Source organism: Streptomyces sp. NPDC058239 (assembly GCF_042882185.1).
Lineage (GTDB): Bacteria > Actinomycetota > Actinomycetes > Streptomycetales > Streptomycetaceae > Streptomyces.
Window position 1 is genome coordinate 47,744 of the sequence record NZ_JBHVWS010000024.1, and the last position, 23,385, is coordinate 71,128.

The following is a 23,385-nucleotide window of genomic DNA, read 5'->3' on the forward strand; positions in this document are numbered from 1 at the left end:
GGGAACGCTCAGAACCCCGGCGCCCACGGCCGCCCGCACGTGATGAAGACGGCCCACGGGATCGACGCCGAGCAGCCGCGTATCCGCCATCGGCCCGCGTCGTCGCCGCGGACCTGCGGCGCACCGAACCGCGCGCCATACGCAAGGAAGCCGCCCGCCTGGCCCGAGCCGTCGGCGTGGCCGCCGTCAGCCGACCTGGGACACACAGACACAGGGGGACGATCTGTCCCCCAGTCTCGTGTCCGTCACCCCTACGGCGACACCTCCAGCCAACACGTCGAGCGCAGGTACTCCACTACGGCCGTCCATAGCTGGCCGGTCGGCCGGCCAGTCCCCCGCCGAGGCGTCAGGCGCGCGCCTTGCGGGCCGACATCCATGCGTAGACCAGGACACCCGCGAAGAGAAACAGCACACCCTGGTAGACGGCTGCGTATCCGGAGCCCGCCAGGAGCCACATGGAGAAGCCGAAGGCGGCAAGCGCGAGCACGGCGTCACGGGCGAGGCGAGCCGGGCGGACCCGGTCGCGCTGTCCCGAGACGAGGAAGTACAGCTGGGCCGCCGTCGCCAGGAGATACGGGACGGTCGCGGTGAAGGTCGTCACCAGCACCAGGATCTCGAACACCCGGGCCGTCCCGGCCATGTAGTTGTAGACAGTCAGCAACGAGGCGAGGACGACGGTGACGATCACACCGAAGGTGGGCACCCCCCGCCGCTTCACCGCGAAGCGTGCCGGGAACAGCCCGTCGCGGGCTGCGGCGTACCCGGTCTGGGCGCTGAGCAGCGTCCAGCCGTTGAGCGCGCCCACGATCGACACCAGCGCCGCGCAGGCGACCGCCGCGCCGCCCCATGTGCCGCCGAACATGGCGTTGACGGCGTCGGTGAAGGGGGCGCTGGAGGTGAGCAGCTTGTCGTGCGCGACGGTACCGAAGACCGCGAGGGTGCCCAGCAGGTACACCAGCGCCGCACCGAGAGTGCCGAGGACGGTCGCCCGTCCGACGTTGCGCCGCGGATTGCGCACCTCGCCCGCACTGACCGCCGCCGACTCGACGCCGAGATAACTGAAGAGCAGGATCGCGGCGGACGCGGAGACCGCGCCGAGCGCGCCGCCTTCCGTGGCCTGGAAAGGACCGAGGTTGTCCGGGTCGAAGAAGAACAGCCCGCCGATCGCGACCAGCAGCAATGGCACGAACTTCAGCACGGTGGAGACGAGCTGCACCGCGCCGACGTAGCGGGTCCCCGCGAGGTTGGCGAGAGCCGGCAGCCACTGCACGACGAGTGCGGCGGCCATCATCAGCCACGGCGAGTCGTGCAGGGGCAGCAGCACGTCCAGGTAGCCCACGGCGGTGACGGCGAGCGCCGCGTTGCTCACCCAGGAGGTGATCCAGTACGACCAGGCGGCCAGGAAGCCCGCGAAATCGCCGAAGGCCTCGCGCACGTAGACGTACGGCCCGCCGGTGCGCGGGTCGCGCTGCGCGAGCCGCCCGAAGACGAGCGCGAGTGTGATGGCGCCGACGGTGAGCACGCCGAAAGCGACGAGGCTGATGGTGCCGTACGGGGCGACGGACACGGGGAGCAGGAAGATGCCGCCCCCGATGATGTTGCCCATGACCAGTGCGGTGGCGACCGGAAGCCCGAAGCGCCGGGCGTGCCGGCTGCCCCCTTCCTGCTCCGGGGACGGAAGGTGCCCCGTCCGGGCGGATTCGGGGCCTTGGGTCGGGGCCGGAGCCGATTGCGGGACGGTTCCGGTGTCGTGCATGGGGATGGTGCGCCTTTCATCGTGCTGGGTACCGTCGCCTGCCCCGCGAGGCAGCACCACGGCCCCCGGTCCGTGCAGCGGCGGCCCAGCGTGCGGGCGCACGCCTGCTGCGGGAACCGCCGGGGGAAGCTTCCATGCTCGGTTATCGGACACCGCACAACAAATCACCGGTGAATGTTCACCGAGGTACCGGCCGCGACCGAAAATCGGATGGAAGCGGGCCCGCGCGACCGCGCATCCTTCTCCGCGGGCTCAAGGCTCCAGCGCCCACTGCGGCCGGCGGTCACCCTCCTGACGGGCCCAGAAGGCCCTGCGCCGACGACGAGTTCGTCCCGCGAGACGGGAATCGGACAGCGGCTTCCTCGGCTTCCTGCGGACGGCCGGCAGTCGACTCCAGGGCCTCCGGCGCTGACTCAGGACGTGCCGCCCCAGCAGAACCGTTTCGAGACTCCGTGTCGAGATCTCGGTGTCAGGCGTCTTCACGGTAGAGGTCGGAGAGCAGGGCGACGGCGGCGTGAGTAGCAGGGTGGGGGTCATGCCGGCGCCAGATGAGGTGAACAGGAACGGGGTCGGCGTCACGCAGGGGCCGGTAGGCGATGCCGTCACGGCGGTACTGGGTGGCGGTGGCCTGGGGAGTGACCCCGACGCAGCGGCCGGTGGCGATGGCGGCCAGCCAGTCGTCGATGTCCTGGGTGTACTCCACGGCGGGGCGGAAACCTTCGGGCCACAGGTCCAGGGTGGTTGTGCCGGTGCGGCGGTCGACGACGAGGGTGCGCTCGCGGATTTCCTCCAGCCGGACACTGCGGCGCTTGGCCCATGGGTCGTCCGAGGCCAGGGCCACACATCGACGCTCCTGGCCGACAAGGGCGTGGGCATAACGGCGGGTGTCGATGGGGGTGCGTACGACGGCCAGGTCGCACAGGCCCTCGGCCAGGCCACCGGTGGGGGTGTTGTGGCGGATCAGGTGCAGTTCGACATCGGGGCGGCGGTCGTGCCAGCGCCGCTGGAATTCGGTGGTGTGGCGGCCCATTGCCGACCATGCGTGGCCGACGCGCAGGCGGGTGTGGCCAGTGGTGGCCAGGCGCACCAGTTCATCGGCGTCGGCGAGCAGGTGGCGGGCGCCGGCGAGTACCTGTACGCCGGCTGTGGTGGGGGTGAGGGTACGGCTGGTGCGGTGCAGCAGCCGTACGCCGAGGATTCGCTCCAGCGCGATCAGGGTGCGGGAGACCGCGGCCTGGGAGACACCGAGCTCGATCGCTGCATCGGTGAAGCTGCCTGTGTCCACGATGGTGACCAGGCAGCGCAGGTGCCGCAGCTCAAGCTCCGTACGACCATCCATGCGCCAAGTGTATGGATGGTGCGTCCAATGCATTTTGCGTATGCATCGTCGTGGCAGATGGTCGCGTCATGGCAACTGATGCTCGTACGGAAATGACAGCCGGGGCCGCACCGCCGACGGCTCCGCCCCGGCTGTCCGGGATCGCTCTGATGCTGGGCAGCGGTCTGTCCAACCAGGTCGGAGCGTCGGTGGCCACCCTCGCCTTCCCTGTCCTCGGACCGGTAGGCGTTGTGGCGCTGCGCCAGTGGGTGGCAGCCGCAGTACTGCTGGGCGCGGGCCGACCGCAGCTGCGGTCGTTCACCACCGCGCAATGGCGGCCTGTGCTGGGCCTGGCGGCGGTGTTCGCCGCCATGAACCTCACGCTGTACATGGCGATCGACCGGATCGGTCTCGGTCTCGCGGTCACCCTGGAGTTCCTCGGCCCGCTCACCGTGGCACTGGCCGGCTCCCGCCGCCGTACCAATCTGGTCTGCGCCCTCGCCGTCGTCGCGGCCGTGGTGGTCCTCATGCGCCCCCGGCCGAGCACCGACTACCTCGGCATAGGTCTGGCCCTGCTCGCCGCCGTCTGCTGGGGCTGTTACATCCTGCTCAACCGCACCGTGGGCGAGCGCCTGCCGGGTCTGCAGGGCTCGGCCGCCGCCGCGGCCGTCTCCGGTCTGCTCTACCTGCCCGTAGGCGTCGCAGTTCTGTGGCTCCACCGGCCCACGGCCCCCGCTCTGCTGTGCGCACTGGCCGCCGGAGTGCTGTCCTCCGCCGTGCCGTTCCTGGCTGACCTGCTCGCGCTGCGCCGGATCCCGGCCCACTTTTTCGGGATCTTCATGAGCGTCAACCCGGTGTTCGCCGCCCTGGTCGGCCTGCTCGTGCTGGGCCAGCACATCGACATGGCATCGTGGCTGGCCATCGCCGTGATCGTGACCGCCAACGCCCTCGCCGTGGGCACAGTCGCTCAGCACCCCAAGGAGAAGACGGCCCCGTAAAGGTACTGACCGATCACACCCACCCGGAGCCCGCCTCGTTCAACGCCGCCCTCAAGGACACCACCATCGCGGGCCGAGGATTCCGAGAGCACAAAGCGACCGGCCGTGGCTTCGACGGGCTCCGGCGTCAGTGGGCAACTGGGGCTCAGCCGCCTGTCAGTCGCCTTCAACGGAGAGTGTCCGGTGCAGTGCGGCGAGGCCCTCGGTGTAGATGCCGTGGAACACGGCTACGGCCTCGTCGTCGCTGAGGCCATTCGGAGTGAAGGTGCCGGACCACTCCACACGGGCCGTGTCCTGTCCGGGCACGTCGTGCACGGTGAGGGTGGAGAGGTAGCCGGTGACAGGGAAGGGGGCCCGGACGATGGAGTAGCTGTAGGTGCGGGCCTTGTCGTCGAAGGATTCGAGACGCTCGACGATGACGCCGCCGTCCTCGTTGGCGAGGGTGCGGACGCGTCCGCCCTCGCTGAGTTCGCTGGCGGGGATGTAGGGCAGCCAGTCGGGAAGCGAGTCGAAGCCGCCGATGAGCTGCCAGATGCGGTCAGGCGATACGGGAATGTCGATGGATGCGGTGGTTGTGGCCACGGGATTCTCCTGAAGAACCGGGTGAGGGGGAAGGGTCTAGGCGGCGGGTACGGGCGCGGAGTCTGCGATCAGCTTCTCCTCGCGCAGGGCTGTCCAGAAGGCGGCCGGGATCGTCTCGCCGAGAGCAGCGAGGTCTTCCGCGATGCGGCTGGGCTTCGTGGCGCCGGGGATTGCGGCAACCGTCGCCGGGTGGGCCAGGGAGAACTGCAGTGCGGCGGCCTTGACGCCGATCCCGTGGCGCTCGGCGAGCGCCTTGATCCGCTCCACCTTGTCGACGACGGCCGCGGGCGCCTTCTGGTACTCGAAGTGCGTTCCTCCCGCGAGGATTCCCGAGCTGTACGGACCGCCGACGACGATGTCCACATCCTGGGCTGCGGCGTCCGGCAGCAGGCGCTGCAGGGCCCGGTCGTGGTCGAGGAGCGTGTAGCGGCCGGCGAGAAGAAAGGCGTCGGGCTTCGGCTCGTCGAGATCGAGGGTGAGTTCCAACGGTTCCACGCGGTTGACGCCCAGGCCCCAGGCCTTGATGACGCCCTCCTCGCGCAGCGTCTGCAGGACGCGGAAGGCGCCCGTGCGGGCCGACTCGTAGGCGGCCAGCCACTCGTCTCCGTAGAAGTCCTGCGCGACGTCGTGCACCCACACGATGTCGAGGCGGTCGGTCCTGAGGCGCTTGAGGCTGTCCTCGATGGAGCGCAGGGTGGCTTCGGCGGTGTAATCGTTGACCATCTTGTTCGGACGGCCGTGCTCGAAGAGTCCACCCTTCTCGCCGAGGTCCCGGGCAGCGGGGTCCTCGATCTCGTCGAGGATGACCCGGCCGACCTTCGTGCTGAGGATGAACTCGTCGCGCGGGTGCTGTGACAGTACGTCGCCGAGCCGGATCTCGGAGAGACCGGCGCCGTAGAAGGGCGCGGTGTCGAAATAGCGGATGCCCTGGTCCCAGGCGGCTTCGACGGTGGCCGCTGCCTCTTCGTCGGGGATGGCGCGGAACATGTTGCCGAGCGGAGCGGTACCGAAACCGAGTGCACCAGGCAGGAGAGACTTAATGGTCATGGAATGGTCCTCTTGATGTTGATTGCGACGGATACATATGTGAATGCACGATCCGTCGGCCTTGTGTGTTCGAGGTTAGGATCCATGCATGAGACTGTCCAAGACTCACTTGGACTCACTTGAGTCCTTCGAGGTCCCACATGCTTGACCTGCGACAACTCCGGTACTTCGTGGCCGTCGCCGAGGCCGAACACGTCGGGCGCGCTGCTGACCGGCTGCACATCTCCCAGTCACCTCTCAGCCGGCAGATCGCCCAGCTCGAGAAGAACCTGGGCCTCACCCTCTTCGAGCGCAGCCAGCAGCGCATCCGGCTGACCTCCGACGGCCGTGTCTTCCTGACCGAGGCTCGCGCTCTGCTGCGTCACGCGGACCGGCTGGAGAACCTCGGCCGACGACTCGGCCGCGGCGAAGAGGGCGGTTTGTGCATCGGATACGTGGCCGACGCCATGCACACGGGCGTCCTGCCCACCGCCCTTCGCGCCCTGCGTGAGGAACGCCCCGGAATTCACGTTGCGCTGTACGACCAGGAGTCGGCCGAGCAGTTCGAGGGCCTGCGCCAGCGCAGTCTGGACATCGCGCTGGTGCGCACACCGCCACCCGAGGACGACCCGGATCTGAAGGCAGCTCCTTTGCTTCAGGATCCGCTGCTGCTCGCGCTGCCCACAGATCATCTCCTTGCCGGACAGGCGGAGTTGACGCCCGATGCCTTGAACGGGCAGCCCTGGATCGCGGTGGGTGACTCACAGGACCCGGCCTGGCGTGACACGTTCGTCGCGTCGTGCGTGGCCTCCGGCTTCACCCCGGACATCCGCCTCGATGCAGCCGATCCACTCACCGCCCTGGGCTTGGTCGCCTCCGGTCTCGGCCTTGCGTTCGTCCAGAGAAGCATGGTGCGTGGCACGAACGACGGCATCGTGGTGCGTGAACTTCCCTGGTATGGGGGGTCGGTGCACCTGTGGGCGGCCTGGCACCGGATCGATCTTCGGCCCGTGGTGGCCTCGTTCCGCGAAACAGTCCTCGCGGAACGAGGAGCCACCTGAGTGGATGGGAAGCAAGGCGCTTGGCGTCATCGACGTGGGTGTCGTCGTACGAGCTGTACCGACGCCGCCCGAGATGCTGCACCTCGGCCCGACGGCGGGCGCCATGAAGGCCTCCTCCTTCAGGACCTCCATGCGGCTGTTGCACCCGTCCGTCGGCATCGACTCAGTGCTTGAACGCCAGGTACCGATACCCCGCACGCAACTCCTCCGCCAACGGCAGCGCATCCAGCGGCAACGCGCCGGTCCTCGCGAACGGCGGCCACGAAGCGGCCTTCTGGCAGCAACCCGGTACCGCCTACTCGCTGCCGGCCACCCAGCCCTCGGAAAGTGCCGCGCGCAAACGTTCACCCGTTGCAGCAGCCTCCTCGTCCGTGAAGGACAGCACGCCGTTCTCGGCCATCAAAGCGTGAAACTGCTGTTGCCGGTACGGGGTTCCCACAGGCAGGCCGGCGATATGCCAATGAAGATGTGAATTCCCCTGCTGACTTCCAAGGGACAGCAGGTACGTACGCTCGGGCTTCATCACCGCCTCCACCGCCAGGGCCACCTTCCGGACCACCGACATCAGTCGCAGGTAAGCAGACTCGTTCAGATCGCGAACAGCGTGTTCGATGTGAGCCTTTGGGGCCACGAGCACCTTCCCCGGCACTGTCGGATATCGGTCAAGGAAGGCGACGTGCTGGTCGTCCTCATACACCGTGACATGCGCAGAACCAGGGGCACCCGCCACGAACTCGCACACAAAGCACGGGCCGCCACGCACCCTGGCCTCGTAAGCTTCGAGGTCACGAGGTTGCTGCTCCGGTGACATGCTCTCCACTCTCTGCCGATCCGCTGAGAAGGCAAAGCGTAAATCGCCAAGCGCGGGGGCCGTGTACGCAACATCCCCGCCACCCCTGACCCCACCGGTCACTCGGACCTCGATGGCACGAACCCAGTGGTGATCAGGGTTCAGCGGCCATGATCAAGGCGGCAGCCACCTGCCGTTTCCGATCGGCGAAACCGGCTGTCAGCCCGCGCCCGTCCAGTGTTCCGCGGCCGAGTGGATCCGTCGGTCGCACAGGCCCGCACGCTGTGGTGGCCACGGTCGACGAGCAGCATCTCCAGGACTCCGTGTCTTCAGGTCGAGTTCGCCGAGATCGAACTCGGCTGGTGACCTGTGCCCCGAGGCGAGGGCGACCTGACATCCTGGTGCCAGCATGCCGTTGCCGCGAAGGAGTTCATGCTGATGAAGACGGAGCCCTTGAAGGATTGGTCGGAGCAGAACCGTGAGCAGCACTTCCACGAAGTGATGCGCGGCGGGTGGGCACGCTTGCGCCCACCCGCCCTGACGTTTCTCCTGACGGGCCTGGTAGCCGAAGAATCCCCTCTCACCAGGAAGGACATGACGCAGTTCGTCCGTAGTTCGTCAAACCCGGACGGGGATCTGGACCTCTCCTGTTGGGAGGACCCCTCGGCCTTGGACGAGGACGAGCAGGCCGAAGCATCCCGGCAGATGGCCGACGCAGCCCGATACGCCGCGCATTACGGACTGCCTCCACTCCAAACCAACGACGACGTGATCACGCTCTTGGTAGCGGCCGATGTCATCCACGAGATCCCCGGCGGGGACGGTGTGCTGCGCCTGCACCCTGCGCACCCCTTGCCCGCGCCCGCCAACGTCTTCCCGCTGTCCGAGGAAGAAGCCGCCATCCAGCGCCAGATGCGCTTCGAAGCCGCTTACGAAGACGACTCCTACAAGATCATCGACTTGTTCCATCCCGATGGCGACCGGCATTCAGAGATCACTACCAGTCTTGAACGCCTTGCCCGCGCCATCGACGGGGACCCACACGACGCCCGCCAGGCCGTCCGGCTGCTTCTGAAAGAAGGCGACTTCACCACCAGTCTCGACATCGCGGACCTGCCTCCGCACAAGGTGTTCCGCTTGTGGTGCGACTGGACAAAGTTCGACGCCACACGCATCTGCATCCACGGAATGACTGACGAAGGGCAAATGCAAGTCACCCTCCCGACCGACTTCCTGGACCCGGAGGACGAGCCCGCACCCCGGGAGTAGCGCACCACCAGGTCACGATGTGTGGTCCGGGCCGGGACGTACACGCCCGGACGGTACGGCTGGTGTGGCATACCCCGGGTATGCAAGGGACGGCCGATGGGTGTGTGGGAGGTCTGCCGGTCCAGCCCCGCCCCGCGAGTACGCGAGGAAAGACCGTCGGATCTCGCGCAGCCCAGTCCCTGGCTTGACCGGATACCGCTACCCCTGCTGATCGGTTCCTGCCCCCGCGTGCCCACGGCGCGGGCAAGCATGGGCGGGGGCCTTCACCCCACTCGTCCAGACACGCCAGTGGCACGGACGCCTTCCTGGCGAACCCTTCCAACCGGCCACGACATGAGGCGAGTTCATCCGCGCTCATACGAGCAGCGAACCACCAGAACCACAACCGGGCCAGACACCCGACAAATCACTGACTCCGTCCTGCGGATCAGACCGCAGACTCATCAGATGAGCTGATCCCTCAGCTTCCCAGCACTGCTTGCATCACGCGCTTCGCGATCGGCCCGCCCAGCCGTCCGCCCGAGATGTCCGAGCGGGAGATGTCCATGTCCGTCGGGTCGATGAAGACCGCAACCGCCACCGACGCACCGTCGGCCTTTTTGCCGTACGAGACGAACCAGCCGTACGGCACCTCGTCATTCACGTTCACACCGCGCTGCGCCGTGCCGGTCTTGCCGCCGACCGTGACGCCGTCGATGAGGGCCCGTTGGGCGCTGCCCTCCTTGGCGGTGAACTCCATCATTTCCTGGACCTTCTTCGCCGTCTCCTCGGAGACGGCCTGGCTCTTGAGTTTCGGCTCGGACTTCTCCAGGGTCGACAGGTCGGGGCCGCGCAGCTCTTCGACGATGTACGGCTGCATCAGCTTGCCGTCGTTGGCGAGGGCGGCGGTCACCATGGCCATCTGCATCGGCGTGCTGGTGAGGCTGCCCTGGCCCATGCCTGTCAGCGCGGTCCCGGGCTTGTCCAGTTGGCTCGGGTAGAGGCTTTTGGTGGCGAGCATGTCGCCGAACTCGTCGGAGTAGACGTCGGCGTTGAAGCCGAACTTCTCCGCCGTCTCACGCATCTTGTCCGCGCCGACCTTGGAGGCCGCGTCGAGGAAGACGTTATTACATGAGTACTGCATGGCAGTCTTCATGGACGCCTTGTTGCAGACCGCGTCGCCGGCTTCACTGCTGATCTTGTTCGAGGAGAGCGGCAGTGGGTACGGGGAAACGGCGTCGGACGCCGCGTCGACATCGGTGACCACACCGTTCTCCAGAGCGGCGGCCGCCGTGAGGATCTTGAAAGTGGAGCCGGGCGGGAAGGTCTCGCGCAGCGGGCGGTTGGCCAGGGGCTTGCTCTTGTCGTCGACGAGGTCCTGGAACCTGTCGCCCTCCTTGAACGAATTCCCGGCGAAGACGGACGGGTCGTAGGAAGGGGTGGAGACCAGCGCGAGGACCTTTCCGGTGCGCGGGTCGAGGGCGACGACCGCGCCGCGGGCACCGAGGTCGGTCAGCCCCTTGTAGCCCGCCTTCTGCGCCTTCGGGTCGATCGTAGTGATCACATCGCCGCCGCGGCGCTGCTCGCCGGTGAGAATGTCTTTGGCATGCCGGAAGGCGAACCGGTCGTCCTGACCGCTGAGCACGCTGTCGTACGTCTTCTCCAGCAGGGACATGCCCTGTGCCTGTGAGGCGTACCCGGTTACCGGTGCGTACATCGCGCCCTGCTTGAAGGTCCGCCGGTACTTGAAGTCCGTGCCGGAGACCGCCTTCGAACCGGTAATCGGGTCGCCGTTCACGATGATGTCGCCGCGCGGGGTGGCGAACTGAGCGATCTTCACCCGGCGATTGTGCTCATCAGTGGCAAGAGCATCGCTCTGGAAATACTGGAGCCAGTTCGCCCGGAGCAGCAAGGCCAGCACCAGCAGCCCACAGAAGACGGCTATGCGCCGCAGCGGCCTGTTCATCGTTCTCCCGCTTCCCCAACCATTCGATCTTCCCCAATAGAGATGCGCCTGCGGGCCGTGTGGTTGCACCAAGGCACCCCCGCTGCTCCTGGCCGTGGACCGAACTACTGGGGCAGGTCATCGCAGAGGACAGCCGCGTCTACCGTTTCGACCTCTTCTGCAACCGGGACAGGCCGGCCGGAGCACGCAGGGGAGTCTGCGCCTCCGGTCGCCGACGACGGTGGATCCGCTGCGCGGGCTTCCATCCCGCCGAAGTCATGCGCCGGCCAGCAACACCTCCAGCGCCACAGCCGTGTCCGGATGGCGACCGGCCAGTGCCGCGCCTGGAGGGCCGGGATCCGCTGTCTCCCACGTCCCGTCACAGCCCAGCAGGCTCGCCACCGCGTCGCACGCCGCGGGGTGGGCTGCGAGCAGCGGGCAACCGCGGCTGCTGTCCGCGCGCCGCGCCGCATGCACGGCCTCCGGCTGCGACCGCCACGGCGGAACCCACTCGTCCAGCGCTGCGAGCCGGCCGGGGAAGATCCGCCCGGCCTCACGGATCAGAAGCGGGGCCGACTCGGCACCGCCCGATCGCAGGGTGGTGATCAGGGTCGGCAGCCAGGGCAGGAGCACCGGGTCCGGCAGCCGTCCGAACGCGTTCGAGACTGCCTCCACGACAAAGTCGGTGAGGCCGGGGACGGGCTCCAGGGCGTGTACGAAGCCGCTGAGATAGCGCGGATAGGCGGGTACCACCAAGGGGTTGCCGAGCAGTTCGTCGCACCTCGCCCGAAGGTCCGCGCGGGAGAGGTGCCCGAGCTGCACCTGAGCCGCCCACAGCAGCGCCGTCTTCGGCGGGTCCTGTGGATGCGACTGGGCGAGGGCCAGCTCAAGTTGGGTCCGGTCGCAGCCCAGCGACAGCGCCAGACTCTCCATGCTGAACAGGAAGCCCAGCATCGCCGCCACTTGGCGGACGGTGGCGTCGTCGTCGGTGAACGCCGTCGGCAGCAGGGTGCAGTAGTGCGCGTATCCGGTCTTGACGAAGGACTCGATCCACGGCGGCAGCACCGGCTCGTTGGTGCGGTAGTACGCCAGCAGCCGCCGCACCCGGCGCAGCACTTCCGGTGCACCGTCCACGCTGCGTTCGGCCGACAGTACCTCCAGGGCCCGTGTGCCCAGCTCGTCGGCGAGGCGGCGGCTGCACAGGTACAGCGTCGCGTCCTCGACGGCTTCCAGGACGGTCGCCGCGGTGGCCTGCGGGCCGTACGCCGCACGGCGCAGTCGCTGCTCCAGGACCTGCTCGATGCTGACGCCCTCGTAGCCGAGCTCGATGAGCGCACGCTGGTGGGTGCCGAGCGCCAGGTCCCACGACTCCTGGATCGGCCGCTCCCCCAGTCTCCGCTCGCCCATGATCGGCCGAGCCGCGCCCTGCGGCATCAGGAGGCGCAGCATCCACAGCACGTCGGAACACCGCTCCAGTTCCGGCTGGGAGGCGATGTCCAGCAGCGCCCGTTGCACGCCGCGCTGCTGGAGCTTCAGGTTCAAGGGCGCGAGCCGGTCGTGCACGTCGCGGGCCAGGGGTGGCAGCGCGTCGTAGCCGACCTGGCCGACCCGGTCGCCGCCCATCATGATCTCCACGAGGCGGCGCACGTCGCGCCGGCCGGGCACGGTGTCCTTCTCGATGCAGGTGACGGCCGCATCCTGGAAGTCGTACGGCGTGGGCCTGGCCCGGTCACGCATCCCGGCCAGCAGGATCGACGTCTCGAACACCGCGATGGCGTCGGCGGTGGAGGCGAGGTAGCCACCTCGGCGCGCGGCACGCACGATCTCCACCGACCAGCCGAGCAGTTCGGTCTCGTCCAGCCGGTCCAGGACGGGCGGTTGCTGAAGGAAGCCGGTCAGCTTGTCCGAGGGCTCGACCACCGGTACGGGAGCCGCCGCGGCCGCGGTCTTCTTGACCTTCGTTTTCTTCGCCCCCGCCTGTCCGACCAGGCGGTACGGCTCCACGCGCGTGCGCCTGACGTTCTTCGCCCAGACCGTCGCGGCGATCGACACCGAGCCGGCGGCAAGGCCGAACTGCGCCTCGATCGCCGCGTGGCTGGACGGAATCAGGCCGTGCTGCCACTTGGTGGCACTGCGCGGGCTGATCTCGAAGGTGTCGGTGCCCTGGACCCCGAACTCGCCGACGCGACTGGCCGCGTGGAAGGCGCCGCAGATGTAGAGGCTGTCCGCAGGATCGGTGCCGGTCGCGGCCAGGTGCTCGCGCATCCTGGTCCACATGTAGCGCTCCCGGTCCTCGTCCACGCGCACCCGGTGGGGGTCGCCGGGTGCGAGGCGCCGGAAGAGGCTGCCTATCAGGAGCATGACCTGGCGGTAGGTGTCGTGGTCGCTGTCGCCGAGCGGCAGTTCGACGTACTGGTGCCACCACTCCGACCAGTGCCGCACCCTGCCGTGGTGCAGCAGATGTTCTTCCAGTTCGGCGAAGCGCGGCCGCAGGTCACCGATCTCCACGCCGACCGCGTCACCGTGGAGCGCGGCCTCCTCCTGGGCGGGCGGTGCGTCGGGATCGGCAGGGTCGTCGGCGTGCGTTTCGCGCGCGTCCCACTGAAAGACGTGGTCCGAGGAACGGTCGACGAGGACCAGTTCTACGCCCGGCGTGTCCAGTGCGTAGGCGATCGCCTGGTATTCGGCCGAAGTCTCGGTGATCGGTGCGACCACCGAGAGCGGGGACCACTCGGCCGGGAAGCCGTCGACCTCGGTCGCGAACGCCTGGAGGGCCACCGGGAGCTTGCAGTTGCGTAGTTCGGTCAGGAGCGGCGCCATGTCCTCGCACAGCTCCAGGTACACGACCTTCGGTTGCTTCTCCCGCAGACGGCGTGCCATCGCAACCGCTGAGGCGGGCGAATGGTGGCAGACGGGGAAGATCTCCAGTGGCTCACGCACCGCGCGATCGACGTCGTCGACGATTCCGAGGAGGATGCCCTGCAGGGCGTCTGGCCCGTCGGCGAACGTCGCGGCGGCCTCCTGCAGCTGCGCGCGCAGTGCTTCGAAGTGCCCCTCGTGCGCGCTGCTCATGACAGGGTGGCGATCGCGTCGCGGCCGCCCTCCAGGAACTCCGGCCAGGATCCGCCCTCCTCCTTGCTGCGCGGCTCGACGACGCCGTGCAGGTACTTGTTGAGGATGGCGAGGTCCTCGGGCTCGCGCCGGGCCAGTGACCCGACGAGCGAGGAAGCCAGCGTACGGGCGGTCAGGGCGCGCTCGCCGAAGAAGTTGCTGTGCAGGATCGCGTCCTCGAGCACGCCGATCTGTTCAGCCGAGGACAGCGCGGACTCCAGCTTCTCGTCGTCGCTGCCGGCCGCGGCCGCCGAGGCGCGCAGGTCGGCGAAGCTCTGCAGCAGCACATCGAGCAGCGTCGGCGGCACGTCCAGCTCGATCTGATGGCGACGCAGCAGCTCCTCGGTGCGGAAGCGGACGATCTCCGACTCACTCTTCTTGTTCGTCACCACCGGGATGCGGACGAAGTTGAAGCGGCGCTTGAGCGCCGAGGAGAGGTCGTTGACGCCCCGGTCGCGGCTGTTGGCGGTGGCGATGACCGAGAAGCCGGGCTTGGCGAACACTATGTTGTCGCTGTCCAGTTCCGGGACCGAGATGTACTTCTCGGACAGGATCGAGATCAGCGCGTCCTGGACATCGCTGGTGGAGCGGGTGAGTTCTTCGAAACGGCCGATCGCGCCGGTCTCCATCGCGGTCATGATCGGCGAGGGAATCATCGACTCCCGCGACTGCCCCTTGGCGATGACCATGGACACATTCCAGGAGTACTTGATGTGGTCCTCGGTGGTGCCGGCTGTGCCCTGCACGACCAGCGTGGAGTTGCGGGAGATCGCGGCGGACAGCAGCTCGGCCAGCCAGCTCTTGCCGGTGCCGGGGTCGCCGATGAGCAGAAGCCCGCGGTCGGAGGCCAGCGTGACGATGGAGCGCTCGACGAAACTTCGGTCGCCATACCACTTCTGCGGGATCTGCCGGTCCAGGCCGTCGGAGCGCTCGGAGCCCAGGATGAACAGGCGGACCATCTTCGGGGACAGACGCCAGGAGAAGGGCTTGGGGTTGTCGTCGATGGACTCCAGCCAGTCCAGTTCCTCGGCGTACTTGATCTCGGCAGGGGCGCGCAACAGGTCGGACATGACAGGGCCTTTCTAAGCGAGAAACGTCTTGAGCTCGTGGACGAGCTTGCGGATGTGGCCGGAGAGCACCGGCGTACCGAGGGCCTTGAAGCGTTCACGGAACCAGGGGTTGACCTCCTGGCGGCCGGAGCTGGTGACCGAACCGACGGGGATGAACTTCACTCCGGAGCGGTGGACGGCCTCGATGCCCTCGAACAGCGGCTGAGAACGGTCGAACTCGTAGAAGTCGGAGATCCACACCATCACGGTGTCCTTGGGGTCGGTGATCTTCGGACGGGCCATGGCCATCGCGACGGGACCGTCGTTGCCGCCGCCGAGGTTGGTGCGCAGCAGGGCCTCGAACGGGTCGTTCACCCAGGGCGTCAGGTCGATGGCACGCGTGTCGTACGCGATCAGGTGGACGTCCACCTTCGGCAGCCCGGCGAAGATCGACGCCAGGATGGTGCAGTTCACCATCGAGTCGACCATCGAGCCCGACTGGTCCACGACGACGATCAGTCTCTGCGGCGTCGTCTTGCGGGCGGTGTGCCGGTAGTAGAGGCGGTCGACGTACAGCCGCTCCTCCTCCGGGCTCCAGTTGGTGAGGTTCTTCCAGATCGTGCGGTCGAGGTCGAGGTTGCGGAACACCCGCTTGGGCGGGACGGAACGGTCCAGGGCACCTACCGTGGCTTTTTCCACCTGGGTGCGCAGCACTTCGGCGACCTCGTCGACGAAACGGCGGATCAGGGCCTTGGCGTTGGCCAGGGCCACGCCCGAGAGGTTGTTCTTGTCCCGCAGCAGCTGTTCGATCAGTGACATGCTCGGGGTCAGCTGCGCGGCGAGCTTGGGGTTGGCCAGCACCTCGCGCAGGTGCATCCGCTTGACGAGGTCGGCCTCGATGGCGCCGAGTTCCGGGCCTATCGCAGGAATCAGCCGGCCGAGATCGGGCGTCTTGCCCAGGCCGCCGCTGCCGGTCGGGCTGACGCCCGGTCCTGCGGCGCCTCCCCCGGCGCGGCTGCCACGCAGCTCGCCGGGCTTGCAGCCCAGCGCACGCTCCAGCCAGCCTGCGTCGGACTGCCAGCGTGCCAGCTGTCCGGCGGTGACCGTGCCGGAGCCGGAGGCGAAGACGTTGAGCAGCACCTTCGACACCAGTGCCGCGCGCCGCACTTCGGCGGCCCGGTCGCATGCACCGTCGTCGTCGGGCTCGGGCGCCATCAGACCGTCGAACTCGGCAGCCAGCTCCGGGTGGCGCTGCACGATCGAGTCGACGGATGCCTGCGGGTCCAGCAGCGCAGACGGCAGACCGATGTCATCGACGACGGCGAGGCTCGCCGATTCCAGCGAGGCCTGCTCCTCGTGGTCGAAGAGGCGGGCGAGGAGGCGCCAGTACAGGACCTGACGACGGTTGTCGTGGGGGGCCGCCTCCGGGTCCTGTGAGGTCGCGTGATCGGCCGGCTGTCCGGTCGTGTGCTCCGTCATTTCCGCAGCAGCCTCCCCGCACGCTCCCGCAGCACGGCCACGGCGTCGGTGGCGGCCTTCTCGGCCTTGACGCCGGCCTTGTCGGTCGTGCCCCCGGCCCATCCCCCGGCGTGGATCGCGACAGCCTTCTTCCGTACGGTCGTCTCGACGGCCAGAGGCTGGACGCGATACGTCCCGGCGTCCCAGCGGAGCAGCCCGATGCACGCGCCGGACGCCGCGACGGCGTCGGGTGTGAGCGGTCCGGCGGCCGGAATACGGTCGGTGTCGACAGCGAGAGGGTGTCCGGCGACGGTGAACGTCAGTGTGTCGTCGTCCTTCTGGGTGGCGTAGCCCTCCAGGAACACGGGTACGGCGATGCGCGCCGGGTGCCGGTCCAGGGGTGTGGTCGCCGCGTCGGTGGCAGTGGACAGGGCAACGCGGGCAGTGGCGAAGGCGTCGGCGGGCTCGCTCGGGCGTGCGTGCTCGTCGCTCCAGACCAGGTCGCCCTCGGCGGTGACCGGCATGCCGACGAGGTCCATTGCGCGGCCCTCGCTGACGGCCGCCAGCAGCGACATGTGGGGGCGGAGCAACTGCCAGACGCCGGCTCCGACGACCGTGTCGGGCTTCGGCACCGACACGCCGGCACGTACCAGGCGGGGCGCGGCGCCGTCTGCGGGCTCGAACACCGCGTGGACCTGGGCCTGTGCGGCGGTCGCGTGTTCCTGCAGGTCGACGCCGAGTGGCAGCAGGCGGCCGGTGGCCGTACCGGTCATGGGCACGTCGGCCGCACCGGGCAGCGTCAGCAGCATCGCACGCGACCACAGGTCGGCCCAGCGGCGTGACGGGATCCTTTCCAGCGCCGCGCCCGGGCAGGATGCGGCGAGTTCGGCGGAGAAGCCGTCGAGGAGCGTCGCCAGGCGGCGCAGGGCCGGGTCCGGAAGCATTGCGGAGACGACTTGCGCCGACCCGGAGACCACGTCGTGGTCGATGCCCTGCCACCCGCAGCGCGCCAGATCCGACAGCCAGGAGCGGGCGGCAGCGAGCAGGTTCGCCGCTTGCTGCCTGCCGGGCACCGGGACGGTCTCCTCGCTGCGGGGCCGACCCGTCGCCTCCTCGACCCGGGTCATCAGTGCGTCGTGGACGGAGCCGAGCAGTGCAGTACGGGCAGCGGCGAGGGCCACGAAGTGGTCTTCGCCCGCGGCTCCGTCCGCCGCCTTCTCGGCCGCTTCGGCGACCCTGGCGGCCAGCGGCGTCCCATCGACGGCGCCGGCGAGCTCTGTCAGGCCGGCGGCCTGGGCCGGTTGGGGACGGAGCAGGCCGGCGGCGAGAGACCGGTCAAAGGCGTCGACGGCCGTCAGGGCTTCGTCGAGCCCGGCGATGCCTTCGCAGAGCAGGTCGGCACGCATCACGCCACCGCCCTGGTCGACGGAAACCACTGCATCTCCGGCAACGGTGCGGTGGTCGGGGCGAGTTCCAGGTAGGCCAGGTGACGCAGGAACCTGCTGAAGACCGGCGCGGCAGCCTTGGTGTCCCCCTGCGCTGGACGTGTGTTGCTCATGTCGGCGGCGATGGTCTGCGCGCTCGGCTCCCCGTCCACGACCTCGACCCTCAGGTAGCGGGCGACGCGCTCGGCGCCGTACTGCAGCACCGCCTCGTTGATCAGGGCCCGGATGTGATTGCAGAACGAGCCCCGCGCGCCGCCGCAGGGCCGGTTGTTGTTGGTGCTGCAGGCGAACGCGTAAGTGCGGGCCGCGACCGACGAGACATAGACCCGCTCAATGTCCGATCCGCTGGACACCACGCCCTGCAAGCGTCCGTCGGCCAGCTCGACGAACGGAACCTTGGCGAGCTTGCGCGGCCGTGCCGGTGCCATCACCCTGGCTGTGCTCGACCTCTCCCAGTCTGACAACGCACCATCTCCTATGCACCAAGAGGACTTCCGCGCCACAACGGCGGGACACGACTGAACATACTTGCGACCACTGACAACGCCGATCGCGGATGTCCAGCCGCGTCCCGCACCGCCCCCCGGAGCCGGCAACAAGGCCATGGAATGAGGCGGAAATCCGGTGGTGGTTCTCGGCGATCAGCGCTGAAGCTGTCTCTGGATTCTCGGCGTGCCCTCCACACGCCCCCGCGACGGGGATGTCGGCACGCCCACGCCGCGAAGACCACTACCGACCTCGACCACATGCGAAAGGTGGCTCGCCCCGAGCCGTAGGGGGTCTCGGCTCCGGGCGCGCCACCTTCCCGAGCATTACCCGTCCCCGCACATCACCTTCAAAATGGCCGCCCACAGAACGCGAACGCTCAGTGCGACGGCGAACGGCTACAGCAGCTCGGGGGCGAGCCCCTCCCGTTGAGTTGACCGCTGGTCACTCGTGCCTTTCACCCTTCTCTCCTGGGTGCCGCGGCTACGGCGCGGCACCTCACCCAGAGAAGGGATGGGTATGTGCAAAGCTGCAGACCCAAGTTGATTGCGGGCAGCCGTTCGCCGGACGATCAACCATTCACGCGCGGCTTCACCGGCCCACGCGACCAGCGAACAGACTCCGCATCGTCGTGCCGTAGTGCTGTCCATCGACGAGAACACCGCGATCGCCGCCCGCTCCCGCAAGCGCCCCGGCCGGCCGGAGTTCGAGTACGTCCGCCACGGCACCGCTTCCGCCATGGTCGTGCACAACGTGACCACCGGCGAGGTCCTCACCCAGCCCGTCACCCGCAACGACGCGGCGACGTTCATCTGCTTCCTTGCGATGCTCGACCGCGCCATCGATCCGCGTCGCCCCGTCCATGTCGTGCTGGACAACGGCGCGTCCCACATCGCGAAGAAGACCAAAGCCTGGCTGGCCGCCCGCGCCGGTACGTGGACAGGACCCCGCCGCATGCCTCCTGGCTCAACGAGGTCGAGCCGTTCCTTTCCGCATTGGCCCGCCAGATCCTCCGGCACGGAGCCCTCGCCGGCCGTGACGACCTCATCGACAAGATGGACACCTGCGTGATCGCGCACGACACCGCCGTCGGCCCTACCGCTGGACCTACGACGACGCTCCGCTCAAAGCCGCATGAGACCCGCAGCAGTCGGCCGGAATCCGCATCGCAAGCTGAGAGACGCCTGAGCGGTTCACTTGGCCACAACGGCCAACTGAACCGCTCAGACGCCTGTCGTCATTCCTCAAACGCGGGCGCAGGGCTGCGAGGTCCCTACGCCCGCATCGGGCGAGGCGTCAACGCCTCAGCACTCACGCAGACCGGGGGCGGGATCCTGGCCCGTGCTCACGTCCACCGCCGGAACATTGCCCCACGCGCCGTTGTCGAGCTGCGTCCAGTACCAGATGTCGTTACCTCCCGGGTGGGGGTCGCCATGCCCCCAGCACTGAAACCAGCTGAAGGTACCGACGAGTGTGCCTCGAGTGGCGGAACGGTAGGAGCGGTCGGCGTACCCTTTCGCTCCTGCCTTGTTGCCGCAGTACAGCCTGCCGTCGGAGCGAACCCCGCACTCGGCGGCATGGGCGGCGTCAGGTACGGACAGCGCAAGCAGGGCGCCTACGGCGAAGGCGCTCAGAGCGGCGGTCATGCGTCGAGTAATCATGATCGACTTAACGGCCGAACCGGAACAAGGTCACGCCCGCCTGTGCAGACATCGACCCAGGGCACGCCAAGGAATCCAGACGTCGCTCGTCGGACTGAGCGTTGAGCACCCGGCCGGCCGAACTGAACTGCTCAGTGGCCAACTCTCGCACCAAGAGCGCCCGGCAGTAGGCGTCACTTCAGTCGCTTGGCGTTGGGGCGGTCGTCCCAGCGGTGGCGCGGGGTGGCGCGGCGGATGAGCATACGCAGCGTGACGATCACTGCGGCGAGGTGGATGCGAGGTTGGGGACGCGGCTTGCGTTTCGTGATGTCCAGGTGCACCAGTTGGCCTGGCCGGACGCGTTCGTGACGAACGCATCTGGGAGGACGAGGCGACGACTGGATCGGCGAAGTCGAAGGACTCCAGGTCGGCCTCGATGCCGCCACCGCCAATCCCAACAGTCTCACCCCGGCCCCCACAGACGGCCGTCCCCAGCTGGTCGACCTCGGCATGCGCGTCTTCACCGACTCCGCGCCCATCCGCGCGGCCTGGAACCGGTTACCCCCTTCCCGGACCGTCAGCCAGGCCGCCGGCCGTCCGCGTCGAGGCAACCGGCTCATGTACCGGCTCCGCGAAGTGGTCGGCGACCGTCGCCATCGCCTGTCGCGGGTTAACCAGTTGCGGTTCGGTTGCTTGGTCACGTGTGCTTTGGCCAGCCGCACAGCGACGGGCCCCTATCAGCGCAATCGGCAGCCTGAAAGCGGCTCGGTTGCGGTGTGGCCGGTACAGCGTGACGGGCAAGAGCAAGGAGAGGCCGTATGCTCACGACGCAATCGACTCCGTGGCACAGGCCGGCGGTGCTCACGGCTTTGATGCTGGCCGCCTTCACTTTCAACACCACGGAAAACCTGCCGATCGGCCTCCTGGAACTCATCTCCCAGGACTTACAGGTGTCCCCGTCAGCGGTCGGCTACCTGATCACCGGTTACGGCGTGACGGTCGCCATGGCGTCCCTGCCGCTGGCCCACGTCACGCGGGACATGCCCCGACGTCATGTGCTCACCGGACTGCTGACCGCGCTCATCGTGTCCAGTCTGGTCGCGGCACTGGCCACCTCCTACTGGCTGCTGCTCGCGGCGCGGCTACTGACCGCGCTCGCCCAGGCGCTGTTCTGGGCCGTGATGGGACCGGTCGCGGTGGGCCTGTTCCCGCCCGAGGTCCGCGGGCATGTGGTCGGGGCGCTGTCCGTAGCCGGTTCGCTCGCCCTCGTGCTCGGCGTCCCCGCCGGGACTTGGCTGGGCCAGCAGAGCGACTGGCCGGTGCCACTCGTGGTGCTGACGGGTCTGGGAGTCATCTCCCTCGTGACGATCGCCGTCCTGCTGCCGACCTCGCGTCCGGAAGAAGGGCACGCCGCCTACGGAACCAACCCCGACGCCCGCCGGTTCGGGACCGTGCTGACGGCCGGGACCCTGTCCGCCGCCGGCGCATTCACGGGATACACCTACATCGTCAAGTTCCTGGGCGAGGTGAGCGGGTTCCCCCAGAACACAGTCAGCGCCCTGTTCATGGCTTTCGGTGTCGCCTGTCTGGCCGGAGTGAGCATCACCGGGGCGCTGCTGGACCGCTTCCCGCACGCCACGCTGACCACTGCCGTAGCCACCCAGGCGGTGGGCATGCTCGGCCTGTACGTGGCTGGCACCGATCCCGCGGCAGCGGTGGTGTTCTTGGTGCTGATGGGTGGTGCACTCGGGCCGGTGTTCATGGCCACCCAGAACGAGATGCTGCGTTGCGCACCGGGCCGCACGGATTTCGCACTCGCGGCCAACTCCGGTGCCTACAACGCCGGTATCGCAGCGGGTGCCGCGATCGGGGGACTGGTCCTGCCGCTCGCCGACGTGCGGGGCGCCTTTCTCGTGGGCGGGCTACTGACCGTCGGGGCCTGCGTGGTGCTGCTCAGCGAGTGGCTGCTGCCTGCAGCGAAGGCGGCACGGACTGCAAAGGCCCGTCCGAACACGCGACCCCGGACAACGGACCGAGGTCGGGGCCCCGCGACGCCGCGTACGCGAACCTGGCGGCCGCACCGTAGCAGCTCACTCAAAGGTCCCAGCAGAAGCCGGTTGTGATGTAACTGTCGGCCTGGATGGTCGTTGGTCTGGTCGTGGGAAGAGGGAGTCTCGTCCGTGGATCGTCTCGGATGAACTGTGGTCGCTGATCGAGCCGTTACTACCGATTCCGGGGCCGAAGCTTAAGCCTGACCGTCCGCGGGCGCCGGATCGGCAGGCCCTGTGCGGCATCCTGGCTTGTGCTTCATACCGGCATCCAGCGGGAGTACCTGCCGCAAGAGCTGGGCTTCGGGTCGGGCATGACGTGCTGGCGTCGTCTCGAGCATGGAACGGGGCCGGCGTCCGGGACCGACGGGAACCGCAACGACGTCACCCAACTGATACCCCTGCTCAGAAGGTCCCGTCGGTCGCCGGCCCGGCCGGGCGCCCACGGAAGAGGCCCGACACCCTGCTGGGCGACTGCGGCGACGACCACGACAAGTGCCGCCGTCTGGTCTGGGCGATGGGCGTCAAACCGGTGATCGCCCGCCGCGGCGTCCCGCACGTCGGACTCGGAGTCCACCGTCGGGTCGTCGAGCGGACCATCGCCTGGCTCCACGGCTTGGGCCGACTCCGTATCCGAGGGGAACGACGTGACGACATCCACGAAGCCTTCCTCGGCCTCGCCACCTGCCTCATCACCCACTGATACGTCCAACACCCTTGTCAGGACCTCTTCTTAGGCATGTGAGGGCTTCTCCGCCTGCTCCTACGACGTCGTGATCCACTGGAGGGACCTGGGAGGCGTGCGTCGGTCGTGTCCCGCCGCGCGGTGTAGCCCGTGGGCTTCTTCTGCAGAGGTCCGGTACAGCACACACTGGCGAAGCGGCCCTTCGGGCACGCTCGAATCCTCGAAGTCGTCGGCCGGGTCCCGGGTCATGCCGATCCGGCGCATCACTGCCTGGGAACGAAGGTTTTTGACGGTCGTCGACGCAACGACCTCCGGCAGCCCGAGGGCCTCGAAGCCGAAGGCCAGGCAGGCCAGGGCGGCCTCGGTGGCGTAACCGTGACCCCACGCCGAACGCATCAACCGCCATCCGATGTCCACCCCCGCGAACGGCATGTCCTCGTCCACCTCGTCCAAGCCGGCGCGGCCGATGAACTCACCGGTCTCCCGTGCTTCGAGCGCCCACCACCCAAAACCTCGCTCGTCGAACTCGGCCTGCATGAGTGTCACCGCGGCATCGCTCTGCTCCCGCGTCAGCAATGGCCCCAGGTGCTCTCGGACTTCGGGATCGGCGTTCATCGCCGCCCACGGTTCGAGGTCGGACTCCCGCCACTGGCGGAGCAGGAGACGATCGGTACGCAGTTCCGGCATGCCGACCAGCTAACGCCATCACGATCAGGGTGTCGATCGGCTGTGTCGAACC

18 protein-coding genes and 2 pseudogenes are annotated in these 23,385 nt (G+C 68.3%); 6 read left to right on the forward strand and 14 right to left on the reverse strand.

The features are described from left to right. Window positions 1-346: 346 nt before the first annotated feature. Both ACFVYE_RS24520 and ACFVYE_RS24525 read right to left on the reverse strand, forming a co-directional pair. Window positions 347-1,756 (reverse strand): amino acid permease, encoded by a 1,410-nt coding sequence (locus ACFVYE_RS24520; protein ID WP_383964315.1) that lies wholly within the window; start codon window positions 1,754-1,756, stop codon window positions 347-349. Between the two features lie 469 nt (window positions 1,757-2,225). Beyond that, window positions 2,226-3,095 (reverse strand): LysR family transcriptional regulator, encoded by an 870-nt coding sequence (locus tag ACFVYE_RS24525; RefSeq protein WP_383964312.1) that lies wholly within the window; start codon window positions 3,093-3,095, stop codon window positions 2,226-2,228. Between the two features lie 149 nt (window positions 3,096-3,244). On the opposite strand from ACFVYE_RS24525, the gene ACFVYE_RS24530 reads away from it, so the two are divergent. Further along, window positions 3,245-4,072 (forward strand): DMT family transporter, encoded by an 828-nt coding sequence (locus tag ACFVYE_RS24530; protein ID WP_389607410.1) that lies wholly within the window; start codon window positions 3,245-3,247, stop codon window positions 4,070-4,072. A 156-nt stretch (window positions 4,073-4,228) separates the two neighbouring features. On the opposite strand, the gene ACFVYE_RS24535 is transcribed toward ACFVYE_RS24530, so the two are convergent. Both ACFVYE_RS24535 and ACFVYE_RS24540 read right to left on the reverse strand, forming a co-directional pair. Continuing rightward, window positions 4,229-4,654, reverse strand: coding sequence for an SRPBCC family protein (locus ACFVYE_RS24535; RefSeq protein ID WP_383964310.1), 426 nt, complete (start codon window positions 4,652-4,654; stop codon window positions 4,229-4,231). Between the two features lie 36 nt (window positions 4,655-4,690). Beyond that, the gene (locus tag ACFVYE_RS24540) at window positions 4,691-5,701 is read right to left on the reverse strand and encodes an aldo/keto reductase (protein WP_383964307.1); all 1,011 of its coding nucleotides are present in this window, start codon (window positions 5,699-5,701) and stop codon (window positions 4,691-4,693) included. A 140-nt stretch (window positions 5,702-5,841) separates the two neighbouring features. Here ACFVYE_RS24540 and ACFVYE_RS24545 point away from each other — a divergent pair, with 140 nt between their 5' ends. Continuing rightward, window positions 5,842-6,741 (forward strand): LysR substrate-binding domain-containing protein, encoded by a 900-nt coding sequence (locus tag ACFVYE_RS24545; protein WP_383964304.1) that lies wholly within the window; start codon window positions 5,842-5,844, stop codon window positions 6,739-6,741. 295 nt (window positions 6,742-7,036) lie between these two features. Here ACFVYE_RS24545 and ACFVYE_RS24550 read toward each other — a convergent pair whose 3' ends face one another. Further along, the gene (locus tag ACFVYE_RS24550; protein WP_383964302.1) at window positions 7,037-7,552 is read right to left on the reverse strand and encodes an HIT family protein; all 516 of its coding nucleotides are present in this window, start codon (window positions 7,550-7,552) and stop codon (window positions 7,037-7,039) included. 411 nt (window positions 7,553-7,963) lie between these two features. Between ACFVYE_RS24550 and ACFVYE_RS24555 the strand changes: the two genes are divergently transcribed. Then, window positions 7,964-8,800, forward strand: coding sequence for a DUF6042 family protein (locus ACFVYE_RS24555; RefSeq protein WP_389607382.1), 837 nt, complete (start codon window positions 7,964-7,966; stop codon window positions 8,798-8,800). 460 nt (window positions 8,801-9,260) lie between these two features. On the opposite strand, the gene ACFVYE_RS24560 is transcribed toward ACFVYE_RS24555, so the two are convergent. The 6 genes from ACFVYE_RS24560 to ACFVYE_RS24585 form a co-directional block, all read right to left on the reverse strand. Beyond that, complete coding sequence (locus tag ACFVYE_RS24560) at window positions 9,261-10,745, reverse strand: peptidoglycan D,D-transpeptidase FtsI family protein (protein ID WP_383964296.1); 1,485 nt, start codon at window positions 10,743-10,745, stop codon at window positions 9,261-9,263. A 255-nt stretch (window positions 10,746-11,000) separates the two neighbouring features. Continuing rightward, window positions 11,001-13,796: a hypothetical protein gene (locus tag ACFVYE_RS24565; RefSeq protein ID WP_389607383.1), complete on the reverse strand. Its 2,796-nt coding sequence runs from the start codon at window positions 13,794-13,796 to the stop codon at window positions 11,001-11,003. Continuing rightward, window positions 13,793-14,905 carry an AAA family ATPase gene (locus tag ACFVYE_RS24570; protein WP_389607384.1) on the reverse strand — a complete coding sequence of 371 codons (1,113 nt, stop codon included), beginning with the start codon at window positions 14,903-14,905 and terminating at the stop codon, window positions 13,793-13,795. The genes ACFVYE_RS24565 and ACFVYE_RS24570 overlap by 4 nt, the downstream gene beginning before the upstream one ends. Before the next feature lie 12 nt (window positions 14,906-14,917). After that, window positions 14,918-16,363 (reverse strand): VWA domain-containing protein, encoded by a 1,446-nt coding sequence (locus ACFVYE_RS24575; protein WP_383964287.1) that lies wholly within the window; start codon window positions 16,361-16,363, stop codon window positions 14,918-14,920. Beyond that, window positions 16,360-17,748, reverse strand: a complete 1,389-nt coding sequence (locus ACFVYE_RS24580) for a hypothetical protein (RefSeq protein WP_389607411.1) — start codon at window positions 17,746-17,748, stop codon at window positions 16,360-16,362. Before ACFVYE_RS24580 ends, ACFVYE_RS24575 begins: the two co-directional genes overlap by 4 nt. Further along, window positions 17,748-18,215 carry a hypothetical protein gene (locus ACFVYE_RS24585; protein ID WP_383964284.1) on the reverse strand — a complete coding sequence of 156 codons (468 nt, stop codon included), beginning with the start codon at window positions 18,213-18,215 and terminating at the stop codon, window positions 17,748-17,750. The genes ACFVYE_RS24580 and ACFVYE_RS24585 overlap by 1 nt, the downstream gene beginning before the upstream one ends. Before the next feature lie 697 nt (window positions 18,216-18,912). Between ACFVYE_RS24585 and ACFVYE_RS24590 the strand changes: the two genes are divergently transcribed. Further along, entirely contained in the window at window positions 18,913-19,344 is a 432-nt protein-coding gene (locus ACFVYE_RS24590) for a transposase (RefSeq protein WP_389607385.1), read from the forward strand. A 233-nt stretch (window positions 19,345-19,577) separates the two neighbouring features. Here ACFVYE_RS24590 and ACFVYE_RS24595 read toward each other — a convergent pair whose 3' ends face one another. Continuing rightward, window positions 19,578-19,919 carry a hypothetical protein gene (locus tag ACFVYE_RS24595; RefSeq protein ID WP_383964278.1) on the reverse strand — a complete coding sequence of 114 codons (342 nt, stop codon included), beginning with the start codon at window positions 19,917-19,919 and terminating at the stop codon, window positions 19,578-19,580. Window positions 19,920-20,107: 188 nt separating this feature from the next. Further along, window positions 20,108-20,209 (reverse strand): annotated as a pseudogene (locus tag ACFVYE_RS24600) (IS5/IS1182 family transposase); the annotation flags it as partial. 522 nt (window positions 20,210-20,731) lie between these two features. Here ACFVYE_RS24600 and ACFVYE_RS24605 point away from each other — a divergent pair. Beyond that, complete coding sequence (locus tag ACFVYE_RS24605; RefSeq protein WP_389607386.1) at window positions 20,732-22,036, forward strand: MFS transporter; 1,305 nt, start codon at window positions 20,732-20,734, stop codon at window positions 22,034-22,036. Between the two features lie 61 nt (window positions 22,037-22,097). Continuing rightward, a pseudogene (locus tag ACFVYE_RS24610) lies at window positions 22,098-22,664 on the forward strand (transposase). A 60-nt stretch (window positions 22,665-22,724) separates the two neighbouring features. Here the strand turns inward: ACFVYE_RS24610 and ACFVYE_RS24615 are convergent. Then, a complete protein-coding gene (locus tag ACFVYE_RS24615; RefSeq protein WP_389607387.1) occupies window positions 22,725-23,333 on the reverse strand; it encodes a GNAT family N-acetyltransferase in 609 nt (202 codons plus the stop codon). Between the last annotated feature and the right edge of the window lie 52 nt (window positions 23,334-23,385).

What these genes read in the sequence shown, in the direction of transcription:
- ACFVYE_RS24575 (WP_383964287.1), bottom strand. Translation starts at nt 16,363, where the DNA reads ATGACGGAGCACACGACCGGACAGCCGGCCGATCACGCGACCTCACAG.
- ACFVYE_RS24615 (WP_389607387.1), bottom strand. Translation starts at nt 23,333, where the DNA reads ATGCCGGAACTGCGTACCGATCGTCTCCTGCTCCGCCAGTGGCGGGAG.
- ACFVYE_RS24545 (WP_383964304.1), top strand. Translation starts at nt 5,842, where the DNA reads ATGCTTGACCTGCGACAACTCCGGTACTTCGTGGCCGTCGCCGAGGCC.
- ACFVYE_RS24585 (WP_383964284.1), bottom strand. Translation starts at nt 18,215, where the DNA reads ATGGCACCGGCACGGCCGCGCAAGCTCGCCAAGGTTCCGTTCGTCGAG.
- ACFVYE_RS24520 (WP_383964315.1), bottom strand. Translation starts at nt 1,756, where the DNA reads ATGCACGACACCGGAACCGTCCCGCAATCGGCTCCGGCCCCGACCCAA.
- ACFVYE_RS24560 (WP_383964296.1), bottom strand. Translation starts at nt 10,745, where the DNA reads ATGAACAGGCCGCTGCGGCGCATAGCCGTCTTCTGTGGGCTGCTGGTG.
- ACFVYE_RS24525 (WP_383964312.1), bottom strand. Translation starts at nt 3,095, where the DNA reads ATGGATGGTCGTACGGAGCTTGAGCTGCGGCACCTGCGCTGCCTGGTC.
- ACFVYE_RS24565 (WP_389607383.1), bottom strand. Translation starts at nt 13,796, where the DNA reads ATGAGCAGCGCGCACGAGGGGCACTTCGAAGCACTGCGCGCGCAGCTG.
- ACFVYE_RS24540 (WP_383964307.1), bottom strand. Translation starts at nt 5,701, where the DNA reads ATGACCATTAAGTCTCTCCTGCCTGGTGCACTCGGTTTCGGTACCGCT.
- ACFVYE_RS24550 (WP_383964302.1), bottom strand. Translation starts at nt 7,552, where the DNA reads ATGTCACCGGAGCAGCAACCTCGTGACCTCGAAGCTTACGAGGCCAGG.
- ACFVYE_RS24555 (WP_389607382.1), top strand. Translation starts at nt 7,964, where the DNA reads ATGCTGATGAAGACGGAGCCCTTGAAGGATTGGTCGGAGCAGAACCGT.
- ACFVYE_RS24595 (WP_383964278.1), bottom strand. Translation starts at nt 19,919, where the DNA reads ATGACCGCCGCTCTGAGCGCCTTCGCCGTAGGCGCCCTGCTTGCGCTG.
- ACFVYE_RS24580 (WP_389607411.1), bottom strand. Translation starts at nt 17,748, where the DNA reads ATGCGTGCCGACCTGCTCTGCGAAGGCATCGCCGGGCTCGACGAAGCC.
- ACFVYE_RS24530 (WP_389607410.1), top strand. Translation starts at nt 3,245, where the DNA reads ATGCTGGGCAGCGGTCTGTCCAACCAGGTCGGAGCGTCGGTGGCCACC.
- ACFVYE_RS24605 (WP_389607386.1), top strand. Translation starts at nt 20,732, where the DNA reads ATGCTCACGACGCAATCGACTCCGTGGCACAGGCCGGCGGTGCTCACG.
- ACFVYE_RS24570 (WP_389607384.1), bottom strand. Translation starts at nt 14,905, where the DNA reads ATGTCCGACCTGTTGCGCGCCCCTGCCGAGATCAAGTACGCCGAGGAA.